This window comes from Flagellimonas taeanensis, from assembly GCF_003584105.1.
Classification (GTDB): Bacteria; Bacteroidota; Bacteroidia; order Flavobacteriales; family Flavobacteriaceae; genus Flagellimonas; species Flagellimonas taeanensis.
Genome location: NZ_QXFO01000018.1, coordinates 183,241 through 207,087, shown reverse-complemented (window position 1 = coordinate 207,087; position 23,847 = coordinate 183,241). Strand labels below are relative to the sequence as shown.

18 protein-coding genes are annotated in these 23,847 nt (G+C 42.7%); 3 read left to right on the top strand and 15 right to left on the bottom strand.

Features of this window, described 5'->3' with window-relative positions:
• Window positions 1-9 precede the first annotated feature (9 nt).
• The 11 genes from wecC to D2V93_RS08915 all read right to left on the bottom strand — a co-directional run bounded on the left by wecC (window position 10) and on the right by D2V93_RS08915 (window position 14,166).
• A complete protein-coding gene (gene wecC / locus D2V93_RS08965) occupies window positions 10-1,206 on the bottom strand; it encodes a UDP-N-acetyl-D-mannosamine dehydrogenase (protein ID WP_119619351.1) in 1,197 nt (398 codons plus the stop codon).
• Window positions 1,207-1,226: 20 nt separating this feature from the next.
• The gene (gene wecB / locus D2V93_RS08960; RefSeq protein WP_119619232.1) at window positions 1,227-2,348 is read right to left on the bottom strand and encodes a non-hydrolyzing UDP-N-acetylglucosamine 2-epimerase; all 1,122 of its coding nucleotides are present in this window, start codon (window positions 2,346-2,348) and stop codon (window positions 1,227-1,229) included.
• A gap of 1 nt (window position 2,349) precedes the next feature.
• On the bottom strand, window positions 2,350-3,228 hold the full coding sequence (locus D2V93_RS08955; protein ID WP_119619231.1) for a glycosyltransferase family 2 protein: 879 nt from the start codon (window positions 3,226-3,228) through the stop codon (window positions 2,350-2,352).
• Between the two features lie 95 nt (window positions 3,229-3,323).
• Window positions 3,324-4,502: an O-antigen ligase family protein gene (locus tag D2V93_RS08950; RefSeq protein WP_119619230.1), complete on the bottom strand. Its 1,179-nt coding sequence runs from the start codon at window positions 4,500-4,502 to the stop codon at window positions 3,324-3,326.
• Between the two features lies 1 nt (window position 4,503).
• Window positions 4,504-5,664, bottom strand: coding sequence for a glycosyltransferase family A protein (locus tag D2V93_RS08945; protein ID WP_119619229.1), 1,161 nt, complete (start codon window positions 5,662-5,664; stop codon window positions 4,504-4,506).
• Window positions 5,661-6,371, bottom strand: coding sequence for a CatB-related O-acetyltransferase (locus D2V93_RS18980; RefSeq protein ID WP_409557888.1), 711 nt, complete (start codon window positions 6,369-6,371; stop codon window positions 5,661-5,663). The genes D2V93_RS08945 and D2V93_RS18980 overlap by 4 nt, the downstream gene beginning before the upstream one ends.
• Window positions 6,372-6,406: 35 nt before the next feature.
• On the bottom strand, window positions 6,407-8,260 hold the full coding sequence (gene asnB / locus D2V93_RS08935; protein ID WP_119619228.1) for an asparagine synthase (glutamine-hydrolyzing): 1,854 nt from the start codon (window positions 8,258-8,260) through the stop codon (window positions 6,407-6,409).
• Between the two features lie 139 nt (window positions 8,261-8,399).
• Entirely contained in the window at window positions 8,400-9,725 is a 1,326-nt protein-coding gene (locus D2V93_RS08930; protein WP_262696663.1) for a flippase, read from the bottom strand.
• 48 nt (window positions 9,726-9,773) lie between these two features.
• Window positions 9,774-10,859, bottom strand: coding sequence for a GDP-L-fucose synthase family protein (locus D2V93_RS08925; protein WP_119619226.1), 1,086 nt, complete (start codon window positions 10,857-10,859; stop codon window positions 9,774-9,776).
• A 2-nt stretch (window positions 10,860-10,861) separates the two neighbouring features.
• A complete protein-coding gene (gene gmd / locus D2V93_RS08920; RefSeq protein WP_119619225.1) occupies window positions 10,862-11,977 on the bottom strand; it encodes a GDP-mannose 4,6-dehydratase in 1,116 nt (371 codons plus the stop codon).
• A gap of 212 nt (window positions 11,978-12,189) precedes the next feature.
• Window positions 12,190-14,166, bottom strand: a complete 1,977-nt coding sequence (locus tag D2V93_RS08915) for a hypothetical protein (protein WP_119619224.1) — start codon at window positions 14,164-14,166, stop codon at window positions 12,190-12,192.
• A 370-nt stretch (window positions 14,167-14,536) separates the two neighbouring features.
• On the opposite strand from D2V93_RS08915, the gene D2V93_RS08905 reads away from it, so the two are divergent.
• Window positions 14,537-15,160 carry a sugar transferase gene (locus tag D2V93_RS08905; protein ID WP_119619222.1) on the top strand — a complete coding sequence of 208 codons (624 nt, stop codon included), beginning with the start codon at window positions 14,537-14,539 and terminating at the stop codon, window positions 15,158-15,160.
• Window positions 15,161-15,204: 44 nt separating this feature from the next.
• Here the strand turns inward: D2V93_RS08905 and D2V93_RS08900 are convergent, their stop codons facing one another.
• Both D2V93_RS08900 and D2V93_RS08895 read right to left on the bottom strand, forming a co-directional pair.
• Window positions 15,205-16,560 (bottom strand): phenylacetate--CoA ligase family protein, encoded by a 1,356-nt coding sequence (locus D2V93_RS08900; RefSeq protein ID WP_119619221.1) that lies wholly within the window; start codon window positions 16,558-16,560, stop codon window positions 15,205-15,207.
• 31 nt (window positions 16,561-16,591) lie between these two features.
• Complete coding sequence (locus tag D2V93_RS08895) at window positions 16,592-16,972, bottom strand: hypothetical protein (RefSeq protein ID WP_119619220.1); 381 nt, start codon at window positions 16,970-16,972, stop codon at window positions 16,592-16,594.
• A gap of 182 nt (window positions 16,973-17,154) precedes the next feature.
• On the opposite strand from D2V93_RS08895, the gene D2V93_RS08890 reads away from it, so the two are divergent.
• Entirely contained in the window at window positions 17,155-19,392 is a 2,238-nt protein-coding gene (locus D2V93_RS08890) for a TonB-dependent receptor (RefSeq protein ID WP_119619219.1), read from the top strand.
• Window positions 19,393-19,402: 10 nt separating this feature from the next.
• A complete protein-coding gene (locus D2V93_RS08885; RefSeq protein ID WP_119619218.1) occupies window positions 19,403-19,765 on the top strand; it encodes a heavy-metal-associated domain-containing protein in 363 nt (120 codons plus the stop codon).
• Window positions 19,766-19,837: 72 nt separating this feature from the next.
• Here D2V93_RS08885 and D2V93_RS08880 read toward each other — a convergent pair whose 3' ends face one another.
• Together D2V93_RS08880 and D2V93_RS08875 are read right to left on the bottom strand one after the other, a co-directional pair.
• The gene (locus D2V93_RS08880; RefSeq protein WP_245978160.1) at window positions 19,838-21,130 is read right to left on the bottom strand and encodes a tyrosinase family protein; all 1,293 of its coding nucleotides are present in this window, start codon (window positions 21,128-21,130) and stop codon (window positions 19,838-19,840) included.
• A 181-nt stretch (window positions 21,131-21,311) separates the two neighbouring features.
• A complete protein-coding gene (locus D2V93_RS08875) occupies window positions 21,312-23,402 on the bottom strand; it encodes a fibronectin type III domain-containing protein (protein WP_182849976.1) in 2,091 nt (696 codons plus the stop codon).
• Between the last annotated feature and the right edge of the window lie 445 nt (window positions 23,403-23,847).

Genomic DNA, 23,847 nt, shown 5'->3' with positions numbered 1-23,847 from the left:
TTTATGCCCTTACTTTGCTTCCAAGATCCCACAAAAATCCAGTATCTTTTTACCGCTATCCTTAGGAAGTTCCTTGAACTGACTGTGGGCCACTAGATAGACTACAATGTCCGCTTCATCAAACGCCGTTTTGTAATCCGTCAATTTGAATACATTGTGGGACTCAATATTGGGTTCCACGATAAAATATTCTTCGTTGTTGGTGTTCTGTAGCACCTTTTGTGCTATGTACTTGGCTGGAGATTCGCGCAAATCATCAATATTCGGCTTGAATGCCAACCCCATCAAGGCCACTTTTGGTTTGTATCCGTGCTCCAATTCAAACTTCAACTTCTCGCTCTGTACTTTTTCTGCGCACCAAAACGATTTGTAATTGTTGATTTCACGGGCTGTACCTATAATTTTTGACTCCATTGGGTAATCGGACACAATAAAATAAGGGTCCACGGCAATACAATGTCCTCCAACACCGCATCCAGGCTGTAAAATATTAACCCTTGGGTGCTTGTTGGCCAATTTGATGAGTTCCCAAACATTGATCTCGGCTTTGTCACAAATCAAGGAAAGTTCGTTCGCAAAGGCAATCTGTACATCGCGTGAAGAGTTCTCCACCAGCTTGCACATCTCTGCGGTACGGGCATTTGTGGGGTGCAGTTCACCTTTCACATAGGCTGCATAAAATGCAATGGCCCTTTCGGTTGATTCTGCATCTATTCCACCAATGACACGGTCGTTATGTACCAATTCATACATCACATTACCGGGCAACACCCTTTCCGGGCAATAGGCCATATAAATCTTTCCCTTAAGTTCTGGACGGGCACCAAAAATAAGATCTCTCATCTTTTCCGTAGTCCCGATAGGTGAGGTAGATTCTATGATATAGAGGTCCCCTGCCTTCAAAAGTGGCAAAACTGCCCTGGTGGCCGCCTCCACATAGGATATGTCCGGTTCATTTTTCTCCTTGAACGGAGTAGGCACTACGATAAGGTAGGCGTCTGCTTCTTTTGGTTCAAGATTGGCCTGCAGAAAACCTTCCTTGACCGCCTTGGATACCGCTTCTTCCAAATCAGGTTCCACAATATGCACTTTTCCCTTATTGATGGTATCCACCACTTTTGGGTTCACGTCCACCCCGTTCACTTTGGTTCCGTTTCCTGCGATCAACGCAGCAGTGGGTAGGCCAATATAGCCCAACCCCATCATGGTTACTGTATTTTGTGCCACTATACTTGTTTTTTCATAAATTCAACAATGCGTTCGCAGGCCTTGCCATCCCCATAGGGATTGTGCAACCTGCTCATATTTGTATATTTTTCCTCACTGGTCAACAAAGCTATGGTTTCCGATACAATTTTTTCCTTGTCGGTACCTACTAGGATCACTGTTCCTGCTGCCACAGCTTCTGGTCTCTCTGTTGTATCCCGCATTACCAACACTGGTTTGCCCAAACTCGGTGCCTCCTCCTGCACACCGCCACTGTCCGTGATTACCATATGGCTTTCGTTCATCAACCAAACAAACTCCGGGTAGGCCAAAGGGTCTATCAATTTGATGTTCTTCATATCGCCCAAAAGCTCATAAACAGGTTTTTGTACTTTTGGATTCAGATGGACTGGATAAACAATTTCCACATCACTGAACCTTTCGGCTATTTCTTTCAGTGCCTGACAGATATTGATAAAGCCTTGTCCGTGATTTTCACGTCTATGGCCTGTCACCAAAATAATCTTTTTATCGGTTGAGATTACGGTTTTCAGCTTATCCAGTTCGTCAGAATCAAGCGCTTGCACCCTTTCCACACTTTCATGTAGGGCATCGATGACCGTGTTTCCCGTAATGGTTATGGATTCTTCATCAATGCCTTCATTCCTCAAATTTTGATGAGAGGTTTTCGTTGGTGCAAAATGAAAATCGGCCACATGACCAGTTACCCTTCTATTGATCTCTTCTGGAAACGGGGCCCACTTATTGAACGTACGCAGACCTGCCTCAACATGGCACACCTTGGCCCCTGAGTAGAAACCTGCTATGCTGGAACCCATGGTAGTGGTGGTGTCCCCATGGACATACACAAAATCGGGTTGGTATGATTCCAAAACGGCCTGCATGTTGGTGATGATGGCCGCAGTGAGTCCATATAGATTCTGTCCAGGTTTCATCAAATCGAGGTCATAATCTGGAACGATCTCGAAAAACTCCAAAACCTGGTCCAACATTTCACGGTGTTGCGCGGTCACACATACCCTCGTCTCAAATTGATCGGATTTTTGAAAAGCCTTCACCAAAGGGGCCATTTTTATGGCTTCTGGTCTTGTCCCAAAAACAATCAGGTTCTTTTTTGGCATATCAGTTCTTTCTTTTTTTGTACAGTAAATTGTAGTATAGTTTAGGGAAAAATACTTTAAAATATCCGATTAGGATAAACAATGGATATCTAAAAGGGAAGTGTTTTTTCATGAAATGGGAATGCGACACAAAATCAAATCCAATCGGGCTTTTTAGCATTTTAAGCCTTTTCTCAAAAGGCAATTCTATAAAAATCAAATACTTGTCATTATGGTCGTTTATACACTCACCAACGGTTCCCGGCATAATAAGCACTGGGAGATTCTTCTTTGTTGCCTCCATCGTATAATCATAATCCGCCATGCCGTGGACGTAGCCTTCTGAGAGCATACCTATTTTGTCCACAACGTTCTTGCTGACCCACAGGATGTTGGCATTGCCCAATTCACAAGGTATCGGTTTGTCCTGAGGTTCCAACCGTTTCATTTTAGCCAAAAAACGATTGGTGAACACCGCCCCCCCATAACTTGCCTTTTTGGTATGGGCATCCACTGTGGTTCCTACATATATACCTCCCATTCCATATTTTTCCTCACAAAACTGGTGGGTCTCCATTACCGCATCAAAAAGATGAGGGTATACATTGGTATCGTCGTTCAACAATAAGTAAGCATCATAATCCCCCTTGACGGCCTCCTTCCAAGAGTTTCGCATCCCTCCTGCCCAATAGAGGGACCCATTGCCCTTCAATATATTGGCCTCTGGAAAATGTTCCTTAACTGCCTCCGAAGTGCCGTCGGTAGAACCGTCATCCGTAAGGTATATGGACATTTGCCAATCCTTGCCCGAACCCTCAAATGCAGAGCGCAGGGCGGTCAGGGACGCTATGGTTTTATCTTTTCGGTTAAAACAGGTGAGAAGAACAGCAAGCTTGTTCATAGATGGGGTAATGGTCAATGGTTGTTAAGGTTTGTGTTTTTTAACATCACAAAAGTACGGTAAAGTATCAAAGTGGAGCATATTTTTGGATGAGTCTATCCAATTACGGGATAATCGGTAGTACTGTATTTTTTTACAACACCAATAAAGAAACAGAAAAAGGCAAAAAAATCGAACATTCCTTCAAGAATGGGCTCTACCATAAATACCATTGAAAATGCAAATGTGTACACCATGATCTGATTGTTCAGTGCATAGGCCGCCTTATCCTTTTTTATCGCTCTAAATACGGTCAAATATGCATTGGTAGTAAAGAATATCAGAAAAAAGAACGACAGGAACCCACCTATCCGTAGAACATCGAACCAAAGATTATGGGCATGTCCAAACTCGTGTTCACTCCAACCCAAAGGTTTTTTAAAAAGATTTTCCATGGATTTGGCCCAACGGTCTGTCCGTCCCCCTCCCGAAGCCATATCTTGGCTATCCTCCATTCTATTCGCAAAAGCGGAAAGCCAATCTTGGTTCAAATCAAAACTGACCGTGTTGACTACATAAAAGACACCCAAAAAGAACAATATAAACATGAAAAGATTTCGTCTAAATGACTGACGTGGCATCACATAGACCAAAGATATAAATAGGGTAATGAGACTAATGCTTATTTGTGTTCTACTGCCTATTCGTAAAATACATGCCATGGCCACGGCATACAAGACAAACAACAATATCCTCCAAAACAAGGAAAGTTTGTTGATCTTCGGTATCAATACCGCAGGCAAAGTCATCAGAATAGTAAAGTATGATCCCATGATGGTGGCGGGAACAATGTTCCCCGTCCAATAGTTGGGGAGATTTCGATCCACCACATTATATCCATTTTGGAGAATGTCGGTAAAAACGGAAAGAACCGCTGAAATAGAAAAAATCACTCCTGAGAGCAACAAAAACAAAATCAAATGATTACGATTATCCTGAAGTTTTTCAGCACAAAATTTGCCCAAAAGATAAAACGTGACCGGCATAATAGCATAAATGACAATATATTGCGTCCCCGCTTTGGGTTCAAAGGAGAAAAAAGCAGCATATGTAAAGGAAAACAGCAGCAATGACAAAAATTCCTTGTCCACATTTTTTATCAGAAAATCCTTCTGCAAAAGCATCAATCCGGCCAGAAGATACCCTATATAAATGTTCAGCCCGTAGGGGTTCAACAAATAGATGAACAACAATGCCGCAAAGGGAAGTCCTATTTTTCGTATCTCCTTGAACACGCTACCTCTTTTTGGTTATTTTTCCCATTAGCCCTTTCATCTTTTGAAATGATTGTCTTATAAACAGCTTTCGGGTCAATCTATAAGGAATCTGCTTGAAATTATAGGCCACTGTCCTATCAAAATCCTGTACTGCTGTATTTTTTTGGACTATGGAAGTATCATACAGAAATATTTCATTCCCCTGAGTATCACAAAAAATATTGTCCTCATGCGGTTTTAGGGATTTACCGAACGATTTGTCCTTCACAAAGTCCATCATCTTCGGGGTCAAAACGTACCTTTTCCCGCTTAATGGCTTGTACCCATGAAGGTCAATGCACAACTCTTCCCTGTCAAGACCAAGGGGTATATGGAGTTTGGTATTTTCATAGAAAGCATCATAGATCGAAAAGGAATTTTCAACCGTAGAAAAATGATACTGCCTATGCTTTCCCTGGTCCAATGGAACCTGGTAGATGGTGCTATCGTTCCCCACATGGGTGCCCGCGTCGCTAAAATTGGTGGTCAATGAAATTTTTGGATACAAAAAGTACAGGTCATTTTCCACCAGATAGGCAATGTTGTACTTCAACCACGACTTTGGGGACCAACTCCTGACATAGGCAGGGACATTCGTATTGGCATCTATATTAGGGTCCTTTTCGTACCACTCCATAAATCCGGACCATTGTTCCTTGGTCCAGGCCTGCCCCCATGAAGAAGCAAATTGGAAGTACCAATTATCATAACCATCCTCAAGGGCAGAAAAATTGTCCCTTGTGTGCACATTGAGTTGATGGTTGTACAACGATATACCGCCTATTTTGGATTCGCCCAAAGAAAAATTCAAGGCCTGCTCCGTAAAAACATAGAAATTGGGAGAAACATACAGGTCATCCTCCAATACGATCACGGCTCCATATTCCACGCTGAGGCCGCCACATTTCAAAATATGTTTTCTCAAGCCCAGATTCTGTTCTTGATAGACCACTTTTTTATTGCCATGGCCCCACTGGAACCCATTGGCCAATTCCAACACATCTTGATTGTTTTCAGCTTTATCTATACTGATGATCAAATCAATATCGCTATATGGATAAGTGGCCTTTGCCAAGGAACCCAACAACCTACTCAACGATCTCGGCCTATTGTAGGCCACCACCACTATGGGAATCCTCATCCTAAGCCTTTTAACTGTTCCACAAAATTTTCGATATTTCTAAAATGTCCGGCATTTTTTTGGATCCATTCCTTTTCTTTCTCCCACCATTTCAATTGTAATAGAAATGCAATTTGATCGTCCGTAAAACGCTTTTTGATCACTTTGGCAGGTACACCGCCCACAATGGTATAAGGCTCCACATCCTTGGTGACAAGGGCATTTGCGGCCACAATGGCCCCATCGCCAATCTTTACGCCATCCATCAAGGATACGTTGGCCCCTATCCATACATCGTTTCCAATGGTGATGCTGTATGTGCCTTCGTGCGGTCGTGCAAATTCCTCAAAATACTGCTGATCTGCATAAGTGAAACCCACTGGGGTCTTCAATGCAAAAAAGGAGGGGTGTGTGGAGACAAAGGTTCCGGATGGGTGTTTACCAAAGATACAGTTGACATTGGGCCCTATGGAACAATACTTCCCAATGGATGTCTTTGCAATCTTGGCCCCTTCGGCAATATACGATGCGTAGCCGATGCGCGATGAAACTATGGAACTGTTCTTTCCAAAGCCATTTCTTCCTCCGCAGTCCACGGAAAATCCTATAAAAGCACCTTTTTGAAAAGTGATCTTCCTTTTTTGTTTGAGGTGTATGCGTCTAAAAAAAATGGCCATCCTGGTCAGAAGAGCATTGGAAAGCACCCATTTTTTTAACGTATTGACCATAAGTCTGTTTTTGGAACAAGAAGGACGTTCTAAAATTATACGCCCACTGTATTGTTTTTTAGCATGGCATTGCCCCAAATGTAAGGAGATAAATCTGTCCAGCATTTTTGGGCCTCTGTAAAATTATGGTTCTCCTTGGTCACAATGGCTGTGATCCTATCCCTCAATTGAGCAGGATCTGAAACCAGATTCGATTGAAGGAAATCACTTGAATTGGTGATGTCCATGAACCATTCGGAGAGGTCGTTCTGCATCCAGTTTACAATCGGGGAACTGAAACCGATCTTGGATTTTCTCCAGGTCACCTCTTTGGGCAAGTAAGGATCCAAGGCGTCCCTTACAATCCTTTTGGTATATCCATTCCCAATTTTACTGGAATAGGGCAATGAGTTCACAAAACTCACGATCCTGTGGTCCATGAAAGGCATCCGTATTTCAACACTATTGATCATGGCATAGCGGTCGTAGTTGCGCAGGAGCGTGGGCAGAATGTTTTCATGGAACATGGCGTAGAGGTACTGGGTAAGGTTGTCCAGTTTTCCGAAATTGGGATGGCGATTATCCACAGAGGGCATCTTTTTTCCCAAGATTTTCTTGGCCATCTTCTTCACCATAAATTCCCTGTACAGCTTCCAATTGCCCACCCTATTATACTGCACCTTGTCCTCGTTTATGGAGCCTTGGTAGATGCTCAGGATATCGTGGGTGTTTTTGGGGCTGAACTTGGCATCCCAAAGGCTTTCAAGTGCCCCTTGTTGGTAACCACTGAGAAGCTCATCAGCTCCATGTCCATCCAAGGTAACGGTGGTACCGTTCTCCTTGACCGCGCCGTAGAGCATGATCATGGGCAAGGGAGAGGTAATGTAGAGATCTTCGAACAAATAAAAGTAATGTTCCAATTTGTCCCAATGCTTTAATGGGTCGATATCCACAAAAGTGGCTCCTATGCCCAGATGGTCCGTCACCATTTTGGCATAGTGGGATTCGTCCAAGGGAGTTCCCGGAAAAGAGGCTACGAAGGCATGCTGCCAATCGTTCGAGTAACTGTTGTTGTTCTTTGCCAGATTGGCCATGGCGGCTATGGTGGCACTACTGTCCAGCCCTCCGCTCAATGCGGTACCAATGGTCACGTCCGAACGCATTCTGAGTTTGCAGGAATCCATAAAGAGCTCTCTAAAATGCTCCACCTGCTCTTCATATGTTTTGGGAACTTCCACCAAATGGTCCAAGGTGTTCCAATACCTATAGATTTTAAGTTCTCCAGCTTCCAAATGACCACTATGTCCTGCCGGGAAGCGTTTGATGCCCTTTATCAGGCATTTTTCCGTTGCCTCATAGAAGAAAATGTTCTTTTTCATCCAATGGAAATCCTCCGAAACTTCCACGCGGTCCATAAATGGAAATATGGCCTTCATCTCAGAAGCAAACACAAATTTACCGTTGACATGTGCATAGAACAGCGGTTTTTTTCCATACCTGTCGCGAGATAGGAACAATCGTTTTGCTTCGGCGTCCCATATGCCAAAGGCCCACATGCCGTTGAACTTGAGCACGCAGCTTTCGCCCCATTGTATATAGGCTTTCAGCAATACTTCTGTATCGGAAGAAGACCTGAACGTGTGTCCCAAAAGTTCCAACTCTTTTTGGATTTCCAAAAAGTTATAGATTTCCCCGTTAAAGATGATGGCATATCTTTTACTCTCATGGAACATGGGTTGGTGCCCATTTTCAGAGATGTCCAAGATGGAAAGTCTTCGGTGTCCCAAGGAAGCCTCATCGGATATATTTTCTATTCCATAACTATCGGGCCCACGATGGCTTAGGGTATCCAAGGCTTGCTTGAACAGGTTATGATCTGAGGAAGGTACCGTTCCTAAAATTCCGCACATTTTTGTTGAAGTTTTTTGTTCTTGGTTGATTATTTTATTACTAGTCCAAATTTCTCAAATAAGAGAGTTGTTGGATACTTAAAAAACTCTAATTACTCCCAAAAATTGTTTTTTGGGCAATTAGAACCTATTCCCAGGGTCATACTATTTTTCTGTCCTTAAAAATCTGAACAAAAAAGAGGGCTCTTAGCATCATAAAAAAAGAACCCCTTGTTTTTTTGAAAAACACTGGAGCCAAAACCGATGCCACGAACTGGGAAATCAATGTGGCATAGGCGGCACCCATTATTCCTAGTGCCGGTATCAAAATAATGTTCAATATAACGTTGACCACCATTCCAAAACCCAAACAGATAATATTGTATGCCTGAAAATTTTCACTGATGAACCATTTTTGGTTGGCCACCCCCAAAAATACAAACACACTGCCCAAGATGTGGATATCCAGTACCCCCGCAGATTGACTGAAAGCCTCTCCATACAAAATCCCGATCATCCAATCACTCAATAAAAGAACGGGCAAAATGACAACAGCTCCCAGCACCACCATCAAATTGTATAGCTTTTGGAGCCGGGACATGTACAGTTCCTCACTCTTTATTTTTGCATTTATGATGGCAGGGAACAATGAACTACAGATAATCGTAGGAATAAAATACCAGGCCTCGCTCAAGCGGACAGCCGCAGAATATTGTCCCACTGAACTGTTTCCCATAAACTCCTTTATCATTACCTGGTCGATTTTCATATAGATGGATACGATTATCCCACTCAATATCAATGGCCATGCGTCTTTTAACAAACTCATTGCCATCTTCCAAGAGAACCGCCAAGCCAACAATGATTGCCCCGATTTTGTATAAAACCAAATAAGCCCAGCCGTCAAGAAAATGACATCAAAGGCCAACACATATACAAAAAAGATCAGTGAATACCCGCCCAGTATGAAGTATATTTTCAACAAGGCTGAAATGAAAACACCAACCAATCCAGTAACCGCAAAATACTTGCTCTGTACCAGACTATGGAAGTAGGATGATATCACAGTAAAACTATTCACAAATGTCAGGAGGCCCAATATGATGATGATCTTATTGGTGAGCGCATCATTATCATTCAAAAAGATACTTATGGTGAGTATCAACATGATGATCGTGGAACCCAAGGTCTGTAGGCCAAAGGAAGAGCCCAATATCACATCTTTTTGATCTTGACTCTTGACCAATTCCCTAATAATGATGTCATTAAGACCCAATGATGACAATGCTGCAAAAATTCCGACAAAACTCTGTGCATAGCTCAACACCCCAAACTGTTCGGGACCCAAATAACGGGTTACCCAAACCCCTACACTCAAGGCTATCAAAAGTCGTAAGATCTTCTCCGCCATGAGCCAAGATGTATTCTTAAGGTATCTTGTGAAACCGGCGTTATTGGCTATGTAGGTTGTGAGTTTTCCGATCAAGGTTTTGGAATGAGGTTGTCTATTTTAAGTTTGACCTTTACTTAGGTTCTATTCGAGATAATATCTGTACATCAAGGCAAGTCCTTCGGACACTCCAATCTTGTGCCGCCATCCCAGTTTATTGAGCTTGGTGACATCAGTGCGCTTTTCCATGGTGCCATCCGGTTTTTCGGTATTGAAGACAAACGTTCCCTGAAAACCTATTTGGTCTTTGATCAAATGGGCCAGTTCAGCAATTGAAACATCACTTCCCGTTCCAATGTTGATATGGGTATTTCTTATTTCCTTCTGCCCTTCTTCATAGGTATCCACAAAATCCCTTTGTTCCATGATGAACACACAGGCATCGGCCATATCCTCAGACCAGAGAAACTCACGTCTGGGCTTTCCGCTACCCCATATCTCCACGGATACGTCACCTGTTGGCGACATCGTTATCCCATATTTTTCAAGAATTGCCAGCTTGGCCTCTTTAGAGGATGAACCCGATACTTTCTCAATGGGGAGTCGGTCCAAATCCCTGTCTATGATTTGCCAATTCCCATCTTCCAAAGCCTTTCCCAAATGTATTTTCCGTATCAATGCAGGAAGTACATGCGATTTTTCCAGATCGAAATTATCGTTGGGGCCATACAGGTTGGTGGGCATTACCGAAATAAAATTGGTGCCATATTGAAGATTATAACTCTCACATAGTTTGATTCCGGCAATCTTGGCAATGGCATAGGGTTCATTGGTATATTCCAGGACATCGGTCAGCAAATAATCTTCCCTCATTGGCTGGGGACATTGTTTGGGATAAATACAGGTACTTCCCAAGAACAACAGTTTTTTTACGCCGTTCAGATAACTTTGATGGACCACATTGTTCTGGATCATCAAATTGTCATAGATAAACTCCCCTCTGTAGGTATTGTTGGCCACAATGCCCCCTACCTTTGCCGCCGCCAAAAAAACATATTCGGGTTGCTCCTTTTCAAAGAACAACGCCACTTCTTGGGCATTGGTCAGATCCAATTCTGCATGGGTACGGACTATAATATTGGTGTAGCCCTTGGCCTTTAGATTTTTGACAAGGGCACTCCCTACCAATCCCCTATGGCCCGCCACATAAATTTTAGCGTTCAATCTCATCCTTATTCAAAATAGTTAAGAATGCGATATCCTCCTTCTTTAAGGTACTGTTCCTTCTGCATGAGCTTGATATCGCTCTGCATCATATCCTTGATTAAATCCTTTAGGTCGTATTCAGGCACCCAGCCCAATTTGGTCTTGGCCTTGGTCGGGTCCCCTATCAACAAGTCCACTTCTGTCGGTCTAAAATATTTTGGATCTACGGCCAATACTTCTTTTCCAATTTCCAATTGGTATTCGGGATTGTTGCACGCCTTTACATAGGCCTTTTCGTCAACACCCTTTCCCTTGAACTCCAGCTCGATCCCCACTTCATTGAAGCTCATCCGTACAAATTCCCGCACAGGAGTGGTCTTACCCGTGGCTATGACCCAATCCTCTGGTTCATCGGCCTGCAAGATCATCCACATCATCCGTATATAATCCTTGGCATGTCCCCAGTCCCGTTGGGCATCCAAGTTCCCTAAATAAAATTTGTCCTGTAGCCCCAATGCGATCCGAGAGGTGGCACGGGTTATTTTTCGGGTCACGAAAGTCTCCCCTCTTATGGGTGATTCATGGTTGAACAAAATTCCGTTACAGGCATACATGTTATAGGCTTCACGGTAATTCACCGTTATCCAATAGGCATACATTTTGGCCACGGCATAAGGGCTTCGTGGATAAAATGGTGTGGTTTCGCTTTGTGGTACTTCTTGTACCTTTCCATAGAGTTCTGACGTAGAAGCTTGGTAAATACGGGTTTTGTCACCAAGCCCCAACAAACGTACAGCATCCAATATCCTAAGGGTCCCGAGGCCATCGGCATTGCCTGTATATTCAGGAGTCTCAAAGCTAACATGGACGTGGCTCATCGCGGCCAAATTGTATATTTCATCGGGTTGGATCTCTTGGATCAATCGAATCAGGTTGGTACTGTCCGTCATGTCCCCATAATGTAGGATAAAGTTTCTGTTCTCCACATGAGGATCTTGGTACAAGTGGTCTATACGATCCGTGTTGAACAAAGAGGAACGGCGTTTCAGACCGTGTACCTCATACCCTTTTTTCAATAAGAACTCACTTAGATAGGCCCCATCTTGTCCAGTGACCCCAGTAATCAATGCTTTTTTTCCCACGTTTTAGATTTTAACTACAAAGATGTTCATTAAACAGCATATAGCAAGCATTATTATATGAAATGCCATTTTTTCTGGATAGGGTGTTCCATCAACTTCAAATTGTGAAATGCAGAGACCCTTGAAAATGCAAGAGGGGCTTAGAAAGCCCCTCTTTTAATTTTATAAACACACAGTTTGTTTTGGCCAAATTTACCAAAAATCATATATGCTTATTTCACTGTTATAGGATTGCCACTGGCGTCTGTGCTATTTACCACTTGAACTGATTGCGCTCCACCTACCACTTCCAAGGCGTTGGAACCACTGGCTCCATTCAAAACACAATCCTTTATGGTGTTGGATGCATCAAAACTACCTCTTAGATATCCAAATGGTCTGGATGATTGGCCGTTGGAATAGGTCACTTTTGTATTTTCGATGGTAACTCCAACAACACTCACCCCGTTACTGGCAATCACTCCATTGATGCCATTGGGAGAGCTCATATTCACTTTGATGTCATTGTTTACAAAGTTAACATAGCCTTGTGAACCACTGTTTTGTGAAAATCTTAGTGCGGCAACATCAATCCCTTGTGAGGATGTGAAATTGAAAAGGTTTCCATCTACTTTTATAGGTTGATTGTTCACTGGAGCATATTGGTACATTGTATTTACATAACAGTTGTTAAAGGTATTGCCCGTCACTTGGATGTTCTGCAAAGCACCATTATAAGAGCTCGTATTTGATCCCAATCTAACACCTCCATAGTTACCGGTACTCTCCATCGTAAACGTATTGTTAGTGATTATGGCATCATTGACCTCTGTCAAGGAAAGTAAATAGTAATGGGCATCATTACCAGGTACCGTCCTGATCACATTGTCATGCACCCTAATGTTCTGGATCAGATTACTACTCTGGGTACTGAAAAAATCAATCATAGTACCCATTTGCTGAGCAGATTTGAACAACGATTCAGGTATTTCCTCAAAATAACTGTTCTTGATCTCGACATTGGACACGCAAGCCTTGATGGCCCTTCTGGTACAATATCTATAATCTTCATTGTCAAAAATGAATTTACTGTCATGATTCAACGAACCACCTCCCTGAATGGCATAGAAGGCCTCGGCGTCATCTCCAATAATATTGGTGACCTTGTTGTTCATGTGCATCACAGTAAACGGATCGTTATAATTGATCCCTGAAATGGTATACCACCATCCTTTGGAAATCCCAGCTGGGGCATTGTTATAGTTTCCATCTCCCTGGGCCACGATCTTGTCTATGACACAGTCCGAAAACTCCCCATACTTGAACCCCGACGATGCAGCATCGATTGTGAACCTGAAAGCAACAGCCCTATAGGTTGATGAGGCATAAAAATTGTGCACGTAGAGCTTGTGAAATCTAAAGTGTTCCTGGCCATGCAAGTAAAAAAGTCTTCCGTATGTATCCGTGCCGTCAAACTCACCATTGTGGATGTTAGGTGATAAGTTGGTGATATCGAACATGGCGTCCACAGAAACCTGTCCTGTATCAAAATTGGAAGCACTGGTCACTTTCACTACAGAGCCATTCAGGTTCCAATCCAAAGTACCAGATCTTCTATAATTTGAAGGTCTGTTCTTTATATAGGTACCGCCTTCCGCTCCAACTGCCAATTGGCTATTGTTGATCATCGCATCTATGGCACTTGTGTCATCGGATGAATCACCAGACACAGCCCCAAAGGTCTCTGCACTTATTCTGGAGGCTTTGTAAACTTCACTGAAACTCACCGATGGGGAGAAAGCCTGCTTATAGGTATTCTCAATGTAGGCCCCATTCAGGTTGATGTTGGAACCACTGATGACACCTCCGGCGGGTTCAATGGTCTGATTTGCGGCAAAGGTACATCCATTGCATTCAAAGGACTCCCTGATTACCGCTTTGTAATTTGCGTTGGCAGGGTTGGTAATGTCCGCCTGGGAAGCAGGGTAATATGTACCCTCTATTTTATTGGTGTTTTCAAGATTATCAGGAGTGTCAAAATCAATACCTCCTGTAGGGTTTTCATTGGGACCTCCATCAGGATTTTGACCTGTTTCTCCATCCGTGTCTCCGTTACCGTCTTGGTCTCCTGGTTCAACTACCTCTTCTTCAGGCTCCAGTACATATTCGTCAAATAGGTCACTGTCTTTTCCGCATGCGGAAAAAAACATGACAATTGCTACCAAAAAAATCATGGCTAGTGGGGTACGATTCAATAACTTCATTCGTTCATTCGAGATTTCGGATTATAAAACTAGTATTTCCCCAAAGTTATTTCGTCCAAAAACAAAATTATTCGATGAAATACATTCCCACTACGAAAATTTGAAACAAAGTGGATTTCGTCGACACCCAAAACTCGATGAACTGCAAGTTATTTTAACATTATTTAATATACAAGCCCTATTCGCAATTTTTGCACCTGGCTTTTCATTAATTTTGATTTAACATAAATAGCTTAGTTTTTCTTCCTTTTTGGAAAAGGACACAATGGCTATACGAAAGCAGCGTTATTACAAAAACCTCAACCATAAATAATCAATGTACAGGCTATTTTTCAAAAGGATATTGGATTTTGTTCTATCGGTCATCGGTTTTACCCTTTTGTTTCCCATTTTTATCCTCATATGGTTCATCCTTTTGTTCGTCAATAATGGAAAACCTTTTTTCTTACAACCCAGACCTGGTAAAAATGAAAGGGTGTTCCACATCATCAAGTTCAAGACGATGACGGACAAAAAAGATGAAAATGGAAAATTGTTGCCCGATGAATTTAGGGTCACAAGGTTTGGCACGTTCCTTAGAAAATCTTCTTTGGATGAAATCCCCCAGCTCATAAGCATCATCAAAGGGGACATGAGCCTTATTGGACCACGACCACTCAGGGTACGCTACTTGCCCTATTATACCACAGAGGAGAAAATACGTCATACCGTAAGGCCGGGAATAACCGGTTTGGCACAGATTTCGGGCAGAAACCTATTGGATTGGGACACTCGGTTACAAAAGGATATTGAATATGTGAACCATCTATCCTTTGCCTTGGATTTGACTATTTTATATAAAACCTTTCTTAAAGTAATTTCTCGACAAGATGTAGCTCTGGACTCTGAAATTGGGATGCCTAGTTTTGATGACTATAGAAAGGGTAAAGTCCAGCACTAAGATTCAATAATGCGAATTCAAACTTGACGGATTTCCTATCAGCCTTAGTCAAAGGATTCTTCGGATAGAATATTGGCCGGAGTTTGTTGCCATTTATTGATCACTAGTTTTCGCTTACCCGATGGCAATAATGGAATATCTTCCACATACTCAATACGGATCATGGCATCTTCTCCAAAATAAGTTGCATAGCGCTGTCGTATCCTTGCTTCATCAGCATAATCATATTGGAGGGAAACTTTCATTTTAATGATATATTCCCCATTTGTTTCCTGAACAAATTGAAATTGGTCAATACCTCCAAACTGTAGTATGTGGTGGATGATGTGTGAAGAAATATATTCTCCCTTGGTATTGGTGAACATATCCATCTTTCTACCCTCTATTTTGGTAAGGGCCATTGCTTTATTTTTTGCGTCATACTCCATGGCACCGACATCTCCCGTGTCGTACCTGATAAGGGGCATAGCATAATTGAAAAGGTCGGTGATGACAATTCTGCCAGTTTGACCTTCTTTAACCGGCCTGTCTTTGTTTAGATCCAATATTTCAATGTGATAGCTCGCCCAGTTGACCTGAAAGTTTTCAGTAAAGTTTTTTGTTCGTTGTTGTGCCAATATGCCATTTTCACTATTGGAATATCTGGATATGACCTCCGTCCCGAAGCAATTTTTCACTCGCTCCTGCGTATTTGGGCTTAATGCCTCAGCCACGGCTATAATGGAATCAATTTTGCAGTCCAAAGGTGTTTGGTGATCGTGTTCCACATACGTACAGATGGTTTCCAATGCCGATGTGTAGGCCAAAATACTTTTGCCCGGCCCCTTACTTTGCAATTCCTTGACCAATCTTGCCAGATTGTTTTCGGTGAGGTCGTCCACAGAATAAGTTGCCATGTTCTGTACCAGTGTCAAAAGCCTGTTCTTTTGGTATTGCTTGTCCCACAACCTTAGGTAAAAAAGCCTAGAACCAAGCCTGTACCCTGCTTGTTCGGCAAAAAAGAAAGTATCGGCAGAATTTCTGGCCTTTTTGTCCTTGTTCTGCAGTAATTTGAACGGTTTTCCCGTAGAACCACTGGTGGTGACCGTGTAGTTATTTTCATTGACCAATAGTTCACTTTGAAACTGGTCGAAATTTTCCCGTACCATCTGCTTTTCTACTATAGGAAAATCCTCAAGGCAAAATGAACTTTTATCAATATCCTTATAGAAGGGAACTGTTTCAATTGTATGTTCCAAAAGGTCTTGTAGGATTTTTTGCCTGATCTTTTGGTTCTCTTCTGATTCTGGCTCATCCAATATGGATTGGATTTCCAAATAATGTTTTCTGACCTGCCCCCCCTTCAATGCATCCAAAGACCAAAAAGCAGCTCTGCGCAACCATTCAAAAAAACCAATCATATCATATCACTTATAAAGATGTTCATATTGTTCATTTTTTGTCATCTATGCGATAACTCACATATATAATGTCATTGTTCAAACTATCGATCACATAGGACGCCAACCCTGTTCCCTTTTCTGGTATCTGCACATACCTTCCCATTCTTTTCCCATTGTAGGTACAATAGATCAAGGGGTCATCCTTCAAAGCATCAAACGAAAGTTCAACGTATGATGTGGTATCACGTGGGCCCAAGTCCTTCAATGCCATGGAAAACAATGATACTTCCGTAAAGTGCAAGGAGGTATTATTGATCACGCGTATTTTGGAACCTGCATCATATTCATGTCCTACTGCTCCACATTGAAAAACAAGGAAAGCCCCGAAAAAAGTAACGGCCAGAAAAACAATGGTTCTTATCAGTAACATTTCATCAATGGAATAGGAAGACTGTTCTACGTAAAATTACCATATAAATGGCCTCGCAAATTTTATTATCCATCAAAAACTGAAAAAATCCATGAACTGCATTTCATTGTTAAAATATTGACGGTAATCATGCAGTAATCTTTGAATAATGTAGTTTTAAGCTAAAATAACCTCTTTTTAGGATGAAATTTTCCCTCACCGTCTTCCTATTTTTCTTTGGCATCCACTGTTATTCCCAATTCCAGGTTTCCGGAAGGGTTTTGGAATACAGTGAGAAGGGAAAGATCATACCGGTGGCCAACGCCAGCGTTTATTGGCTTTCCAGCACCATAGGAACAACAACCGACCTTGATGGAAATTTTAACACTCCATACCAAGCCCGTATAAAACAACTGGTCATCAGTTCCATGGGATACCGTTCGGACACCATTCCTGTCAACCGTCCCAATCTGGGGAACATTGTACTCTATCCCAATGTGGTCCTCGATGAAGTGGTTGTGGAAAAAGAGGTGGCCCCCATCCAAAAATCACTGTTCAAAGTACAGAATGTGGTGGCCGTGGACAGTAGGGAAATGCTCAAGGCAGCCTGCTGTAACCTATCCGAAAGTTTTGAGACCAACCCTACGGTGGATGTAAATGTATCCGATGCCATTTTAGGGGCCAAGCAAATACAGATGTTGGGGCTGAACAGCCCTTATCTTATGTTCACCCAAGAAAACATGCCCTCCATTAGAGGGGCTTCCCAGGTCTTTGGGCTATCCTTTACCCCAGGGTCATGGATAGAGAGCATACAGATCACCAAAGGTGCAGGAAGTGTCTTGAACGGTTTCGAGAGCATTTCCGGGCATATCAACACCGAACTCATGAAACCCCTTACAGACAAGCGCTTTTTCCTGAACATGTATGCCAACAATTATGAGCGCTATGAATTCAATTCACGGTTCAACCACACCATTACGGATGAATTGGGTGTGGGCCTCTACATCCACGCCAATTTGAGGAACGGCTATGTGGACGACAACGGAGATTCGTTCTTGGATACGCCATTGGCCAACCAGATCAATCTGATGAACCGATGGCAATACCTGGACCCCGACAGTGGTTGGGTGGCCTACGCCAATATCCAGTACCTTTCGGATGGTAAAGAGATGGGGCAAACGGATTTTGATCCTGATACCGATAAGCTCACCACAAATGCATGGGGAAGCGAGATCAATACTTCCCGACTGGACCTTTCGGCCAAATTGGGCTATGTCTTTCCCGATCTGCCCTATCAAAGCTTTGGGTTCCAAACCGCCTATAGCACCCATGACCAGGATTCCTATTATGGATTGAACCAATACGATATCAACCATGAATCCTTTTATTCCAACCTTATTTTCAACAGTATCATTGGCAGTACACAGCACAAGTTCAAAACTGGCCTAAGCTTTACCCATGATACTTTTAGCGAAATGGTGAATGCCACTGATTATGAACGCAGTGATAACTCTGCAGGTGTTTTTTTGGAATACACCTTTGACAATCTGGAAGGTCTCGGTTTCGAGGCCGGCCTGCGGGCAGACCACCATAACAATTTGGGCAATTTCCTGACCCCTAGGTTCCACTTGAGGTATTCCCTCTGGGACAAGGCCACTTTCAGGGCCTCATTTGGCAGGGGTAAACGGGGTGCCAATATTTTTGCCGAGAACCAACAATTCTTCGCATCGGCAAGACAGATACGAATCGATGGAAGCGGTGGTAACTATTATGGCCTAAATCCTGAAAAGGCTTGGAACTATGGCGTGAGCTTTATCCAAAAGTTATATGTTTGGAACAGGGTGTTGGATTTTTCCATCGATTTTTACCGGACCCAGTTCGAAGACCAGATTGTGGTCGATTGGGAAAATCCAAGGGAAATAGCGTTCTATAATCTCAATGGGAAGAGCTATTCCAATAGCCTACAGGTAGACCTGAACTATGAAGTACTACAGGATTTTCACTTGAGGTCCACTTATAAATTCTTTGATGTGGCCACAGATTATAACAGTGGTACCTTGGACAAGCCCCTACAACCGTCGTATCGTTTTTTTGCCAACCTGAGTTATGAAACGCCCAAAATACGCGAGGGGGCCCAATGGCGTTTTGATTTTACCGCCAACTGGTTGGGCAGAATGCGATTGCCCAATACAAGTGCCAACCCAGAGGAATTTCAGCTCCCCTCCCATTCCCCTTCCTATATGCTGATAAATGCCCAGGTAACCAAAGTGTTCTCCAATAAGTTCGAATGTTACATTGGAGGCGAAAACATCGGGAATTTTACACAAGATTCCCCAATTTTGTCGAGCAACGATCCTTTTGGCACTTATTTTGACAGCACCATTTTGTATGGTCCTGTTCTGAGGAGCACCTACTACGCAGGGTTTAGATATAAAATTTAATTCAGATAAAATGAAAACAACACTACTTACACTTTTGGCCCTGGTTGTAATGGGAATTGGCCATGCCCAGGAAAAGAACAAGTCGGTCAGTTTTGAGATAAAGGGCAATTGCGGGATGTGCAAAAGCCGGATAGAAAAGACTGCCATAAAAATGAAAGGGGTCAAGTTTGCCACTTGGGATGCGGACACAAAAGTGTTTGAAGCCATCATTGATGAAAGAAAATGTTCCATCAACGACATCAAAAAGCAAATAGCTGAAGTGGGCCACGATTCTGAGGGTTTTACGGCTCCACAAGAGGTTTACGACAATTTGCCCGAATGCTGTAAATATAGGGACCCTGAGACCCAACATATGGAACATGGCAAACACTGATCGTAAAACATATCAAAAAAAAAGGGGGGAGCAAATTTTGCTCCCCCTTTTTTTGTGTCGGTATTTCAGCTTTTACATCTTTATTATCCTTTTCACCACCAATATCTCTCCATTGGCATCCGTGACCCGGATCACATAAAATCCAGAAGATAATCCATAAAGGTTTTTGATGACCATGGTATCCGTGTTTTGGAACGCTTCTTCCCTGATCAGCATACCCATCATATTGAACACCTCTATCACACAGTCCTTTCGTTTGTTGAGTTTGATGGTTATTTTCTCTGTAAATGGGTTTGGTGCCGCAGTAAGAACAATAGGTTTATCATCCAACAGGTCTCCTCCTTCTTCCCAAACAACGGCCTCGTTGATCAACTCAGAATACGGATAAGGGTTATTGGAACGGGCAACAGCACCTTTGGAAAAGGCCTTGTTCATCAAACCTGCATTTTCGGTATCAATAACAGCTTCAAATGAAGAGCCAGGGACGGCTTCAAATCCGGGGACAAGATTGATCTCGTTCAACGATTTAAAACTCGCCACCGTACCATCAGGCACAATAAAATTATTTCCTGCCTGAATATTGAACTGATAATAGAAAATCTCTTCAGGATTATACGTGTTGCTTACAATATAGTTGTCCAATTCAGCGAGTCCATCTTCGGCATAAAAAACCCCATATACCCTGGAATCGGTGATATCGTTGGGGTCCACCAGTGGCAAGGTTTCCCCATCAAATACATAGGTGCCATCATACCTCAGCATTGAGGTGGCAATGAAAGCAGAAGTGCCATGTATGGCTTCCCAATCCACCCATACCTTATCAACAAAAGAATGGTGAAAGTAAAAAACGGGGTCTCTGGGCGACAATGTGGTTGGCATGGCCCCTCCTGTCCAAACATGCGCTCCCCTGTGCACTGGTCGCCTTTCCAATTCGTTGGAAAATTGAAAAAAATTGTCCATTGCCATCAAATTGGACACATCCAATGGCGTGGGCAAAGGGCCATTGCCCCCGAGATTCCTACCCAAGGACCAATTGACATTGAAACTTCCCAAAAGTTCCTCGTCCCATAATGCGTCTGTTGGGGATTGGTAAACCGAAGAATCCCAAAAGGCCAAACTGATGTCCGGATTGATTTCCTGAACCGCTTGTTCCATTTCGAACATCTGTCTTCTATGCCAAGCCAGAAAAATCTCCCTTTCCGGCTCATCGGGAAGATTAAAGTGCAAATCCAGTCGAGTTGGGTCGGCAGTATTGTCGTAATTGAAAAACTGCCCGTGGAATTGTGCCAAGTCATTAAAAAGATCCGGACCGTTCCTCAACTCATAAAATGCATTCACGAGCTCAGTCACTTCATAATCGGACATTTCCAAAAAGCTTTTCCTTATACTTTGTCCAGATGTAATTTGTACAAAAAACAGGCAAGCTAATGATACATTGATGGCTAAAAAGTATTTTTTTTTCATAGAGCAAGATATGCTGGGCAAATAATTTTTTAGTTAAGCTCGGTCAAGTAAGAATAACATTTACTCAGATAGAAAAGAAGTCCTATCGTTTGTTCTCCAACTTTTCAATTCTGCTTATAATAGATTCTATTTCAGAGTTTTTTTCTTTCAATGTATTGATCTCCTGCTGCTGAGATAATATATAAAGTGTGAGCTCTTCTATTTTCTGTAACAATTTGGCATTCATCTGTCCAAGGTCTATCCCCTGTTCCTGAACCTCTTGGGCGCTTGGAATGTTTGGTAAATGGCCATGGGCAGCAATGAAAGCTTTAACTTTCCATAGATCCATCAGGTCAAATCCCTCTTCAAAGACAAAATCGGGCCAATTTCCCTGAAGCTCTACTTTTACCCCTTCCGCAATCACATTTCCAGCAACTGCCAATCTATATCCCTGTGTATTGGTTGTTCCTATACCAATGTTCCTATCTGCAAACAAATCCCTTGCTGTCCAATCCACCGCAGTACTATTGGCATTTTCAGAAGTATAATCCACAATACCGCTACCCGCAGAAGTCAACACATTTTCTGTATTGCTCACCGTAGAGGTATTCCCTGCAGCATCCTCGGCAAAGACCGTGAAATCATAGCTTGTACTTGGCGACAGACCTGTCACGTTGAAGGCTGTAGCCGTGCCTGTGTTGGCAATGCTCACCCCGTTTCGGAATACCTCATAATTGGTCACCCCAACATTGTCAGTGGAAGCATTCCAGGTCAAATCGGTAGTAGTGGATGTTGTGTTCGAGGATGACAAACCTGTAACCGCGGTTGGTGCTTCCGTATCTGGTGTGCCAGTTGTGTTCACGGTTGCCGTATTGCTCACTGTGGAAACATTGCCTGCAGCATCCTCGGCAAAGACCGTGAAATCATAGCTCGTGCTTGGCGAAAGGCCTGTTACGTTGAACGTTGTGGCCGTACCTGTATTGGCAATGCTCACCCCGTTGCGGAAGACCTCATAGTTGGTCACTCCTATGTTATCGGTGGAAGCGTTCCAAGTCAAATCGGTAGTAGTAGAAGTTGTGTTCGAAGATGACAATCCCGTTACCGCACTTGGTGCTTGGGTATCTGGAGGAGCCGGTGTATTTACTGTTTCCGTATTGCCCACTGTGGAAACATTTCCTGCCGCATCCTCGGCAAATACGGTAAAGTTATAGGATGTGTTCGGAGAAAGGCCGGTAACATTGAACGTTGTATTTGTACCTGTATTGGCAATACTTACACCATTCTGGAAAACTTCATAGTTGGTCACCCCAACATTATCCGTGGAAGCACTCCAAGAAAGACTTGTTCCTGTTGATGTCGTATTAGAGGAAGTAAGGTCTGTAATGGCACTTGGGGCCTCCGTATCCACCAAGTTGGGCGTGTTCACTACTGCCGTGTTACTTACTGCAGATGTATTGCCCGCAGCATCCTCGGCAAATACGGTAAAGTTATAGGATGTGTTCGGAGAAAGGCCGGTAACATTGAACGTTGTATTTGTACCTGTATTGGCAATACTTACACCATTTTGAAAAACCTCATAATTGGTCACCCCTACATTGTCGGTTGATGCATTCCAAGAGAGGCTTGTTCCTGTAGCTGTTGTGTTGGCAGACGAAAGGTTCGTAACAGCGCTTGGTGCTTCTGTATCGCTACCTTCAGCAATAATTGACACATTATCAACAGAAATGGTATTTCCTTGGACAAGTCTTTGCGTGTAGGGACTTGTAAAGATTCTAATTACTGGTGAAGTTGAAGTTGCCGTTACATTAAAAACGTATTCATTCCAAGTGGAACCAGCAATCACTGTTGTCGTAAATCCTGCAAGACCGGTCCAGTTCGCAAAGGCCGGTTCATTGTTAGGACTTACCTCTGGGCCTTCCTTGGCCCAAATTCGAATAACATAATCCACACCGACCACCGCGGTAAAACCGTATTCCAAGTTTCTTCCATTGTTGTTGGTGGACACGGCCCTGATAGAAAAACTTCCAGATTGTGGGTCTTCGGATGAAGATGTTATGGTTGCACCGCCTGTCCAACCTGTTGTACCATTAGACTCATTCTCGGGTGAGGCAGCATTGGATTGAGTGTGTAAATTTTGTGCATTGACAACAACTGCACATAGAATCAATACGGTTGAAAGTAATTTTTTAATCACTGAAAATGAGGTTTTAAGGTTGACAAATAGGCAGTTTATAACAAAAATAAACCTCTTCATATAGAGTTGGTTGTTTTTGCTCCAAAATATCGATGAAACGCAAAAAAACACTTTAAATGTCAATCCTTTTAAAAAGTGCTTTTGAAGATGGGATCCGCCAAAAAAATTCTGACTGCATTCCTGAATGGGCAAATGATCCAAAAGAGTAGGAGGTTCGTATATAATTTCGTAGTTTGGCCTATCGGAATTTCGAAGAAAATATAATATATTGATAATGTCCTTTGCCACTGAATGTGACTATTTAACCATATCTTGTTTCTAAACAAAGACAACATTAAAATCTATTATTTTTGCCCTATATCCCAACTCCCACAACATACCATTCATGATAAAAAAACCTAATTGGACATTCCGTTTCACTTCTTTTTATTTCTATTGAAGCTAT

Coding starts and splice junctions, on each gene's coding strand:
- wecC (WP_119619351.1), bottom strand. CDS start 1,206: ATGATGGGGTTGGGCTATATTGGCCTACCCACTGCTGCGTTGATCGCA.
- wecB (WP_119619232.1), bottom strand. CDS start 2,348: ATGCCAAAAAAGAACCTGATTGTTTTTGGGACAAGACCAGAAGCCATA.
- D2V93_RS08955 (WP_119619231.1), bottom strand. CDS start 3,228: ATGAACAAGCTTGCTGTTCTTCTCACCTGTTTTAACCGAAAAGATAAA.
- D2V93_RS08945 (WP_119619229.1), bottom strand. CDS start 5,664: ATGAGGATTCCCATAGTGGTGGTGGCCTACAATAGGCCGAGATCGTTG.
- D2V93_RS18980 (WP_409557888.1), bottom strand. CDS start 6,371: ATGGTCAATACGTTAAAAAAATGGGTGCTTTCCAATGCTCTTCTGACC.
- asnB (WP_119619228.1), bottom strand. CDS start 8,260: ATGTGCGGAATTTTAGGAACGGTACCTTCCTCAGATCATAACCTGTTC.
- D2V93_RS08925 (WP_119619226.1), bottom strand. CDS start 10,859: ATGAGATTGAACGCTAAAATTTATGTGGCGGGCCATAGGGGATTGGTA.
- D2V93_RS08915 (WP_119619224.1), bottom strand. CDS start 14,166: ATGTTTTTTTCCGCATGCGGAAAAGACAGTGACCTATTTGACGAATAT.
- D2V93_RS08905 (WP_119619222.1), top strand. CDS start 14,537: ATGTACAGGCTATTTTTCAAAAGGATATTGGATTTTGTTCTATCGGTC.
- D2V93_RS08900 (WP_119619221.1), bottom strand. CDS start 16,560: ATGATTGGTTTTTTTGAATGGTTGCGCAGAGCTGCTTTTTGGTCTTTG.
- D2V93_RS08895 (WP_119619220.1), bottom strand. CDS start 16,972: ATGTTACTGATAAGAACCATTGTTTTTCTGGCCGTTACTTTTTTCGGG.
- D2V93_RS08890 (WP_119619219.1), top strand. CDS start 17,155: ATGAAATTTTCCCTCACCGTCTTCCTATTTTTCTTTGGCATCCACTGT.
- D2V93_RS08885 (WP_119619218.1), top strand. CDS start 19,403: ATGAAAACAACACTACTTACACTTTTGGCCCTGGTTGTAATGGGAATT.
- D2V93_RS08880 (WP_245978160.1), bottom strand. CDS start 21,130: ATGTCCGATTATGAAGTGACTGAGCTCGTGAATGCATTTTATGAGTTG.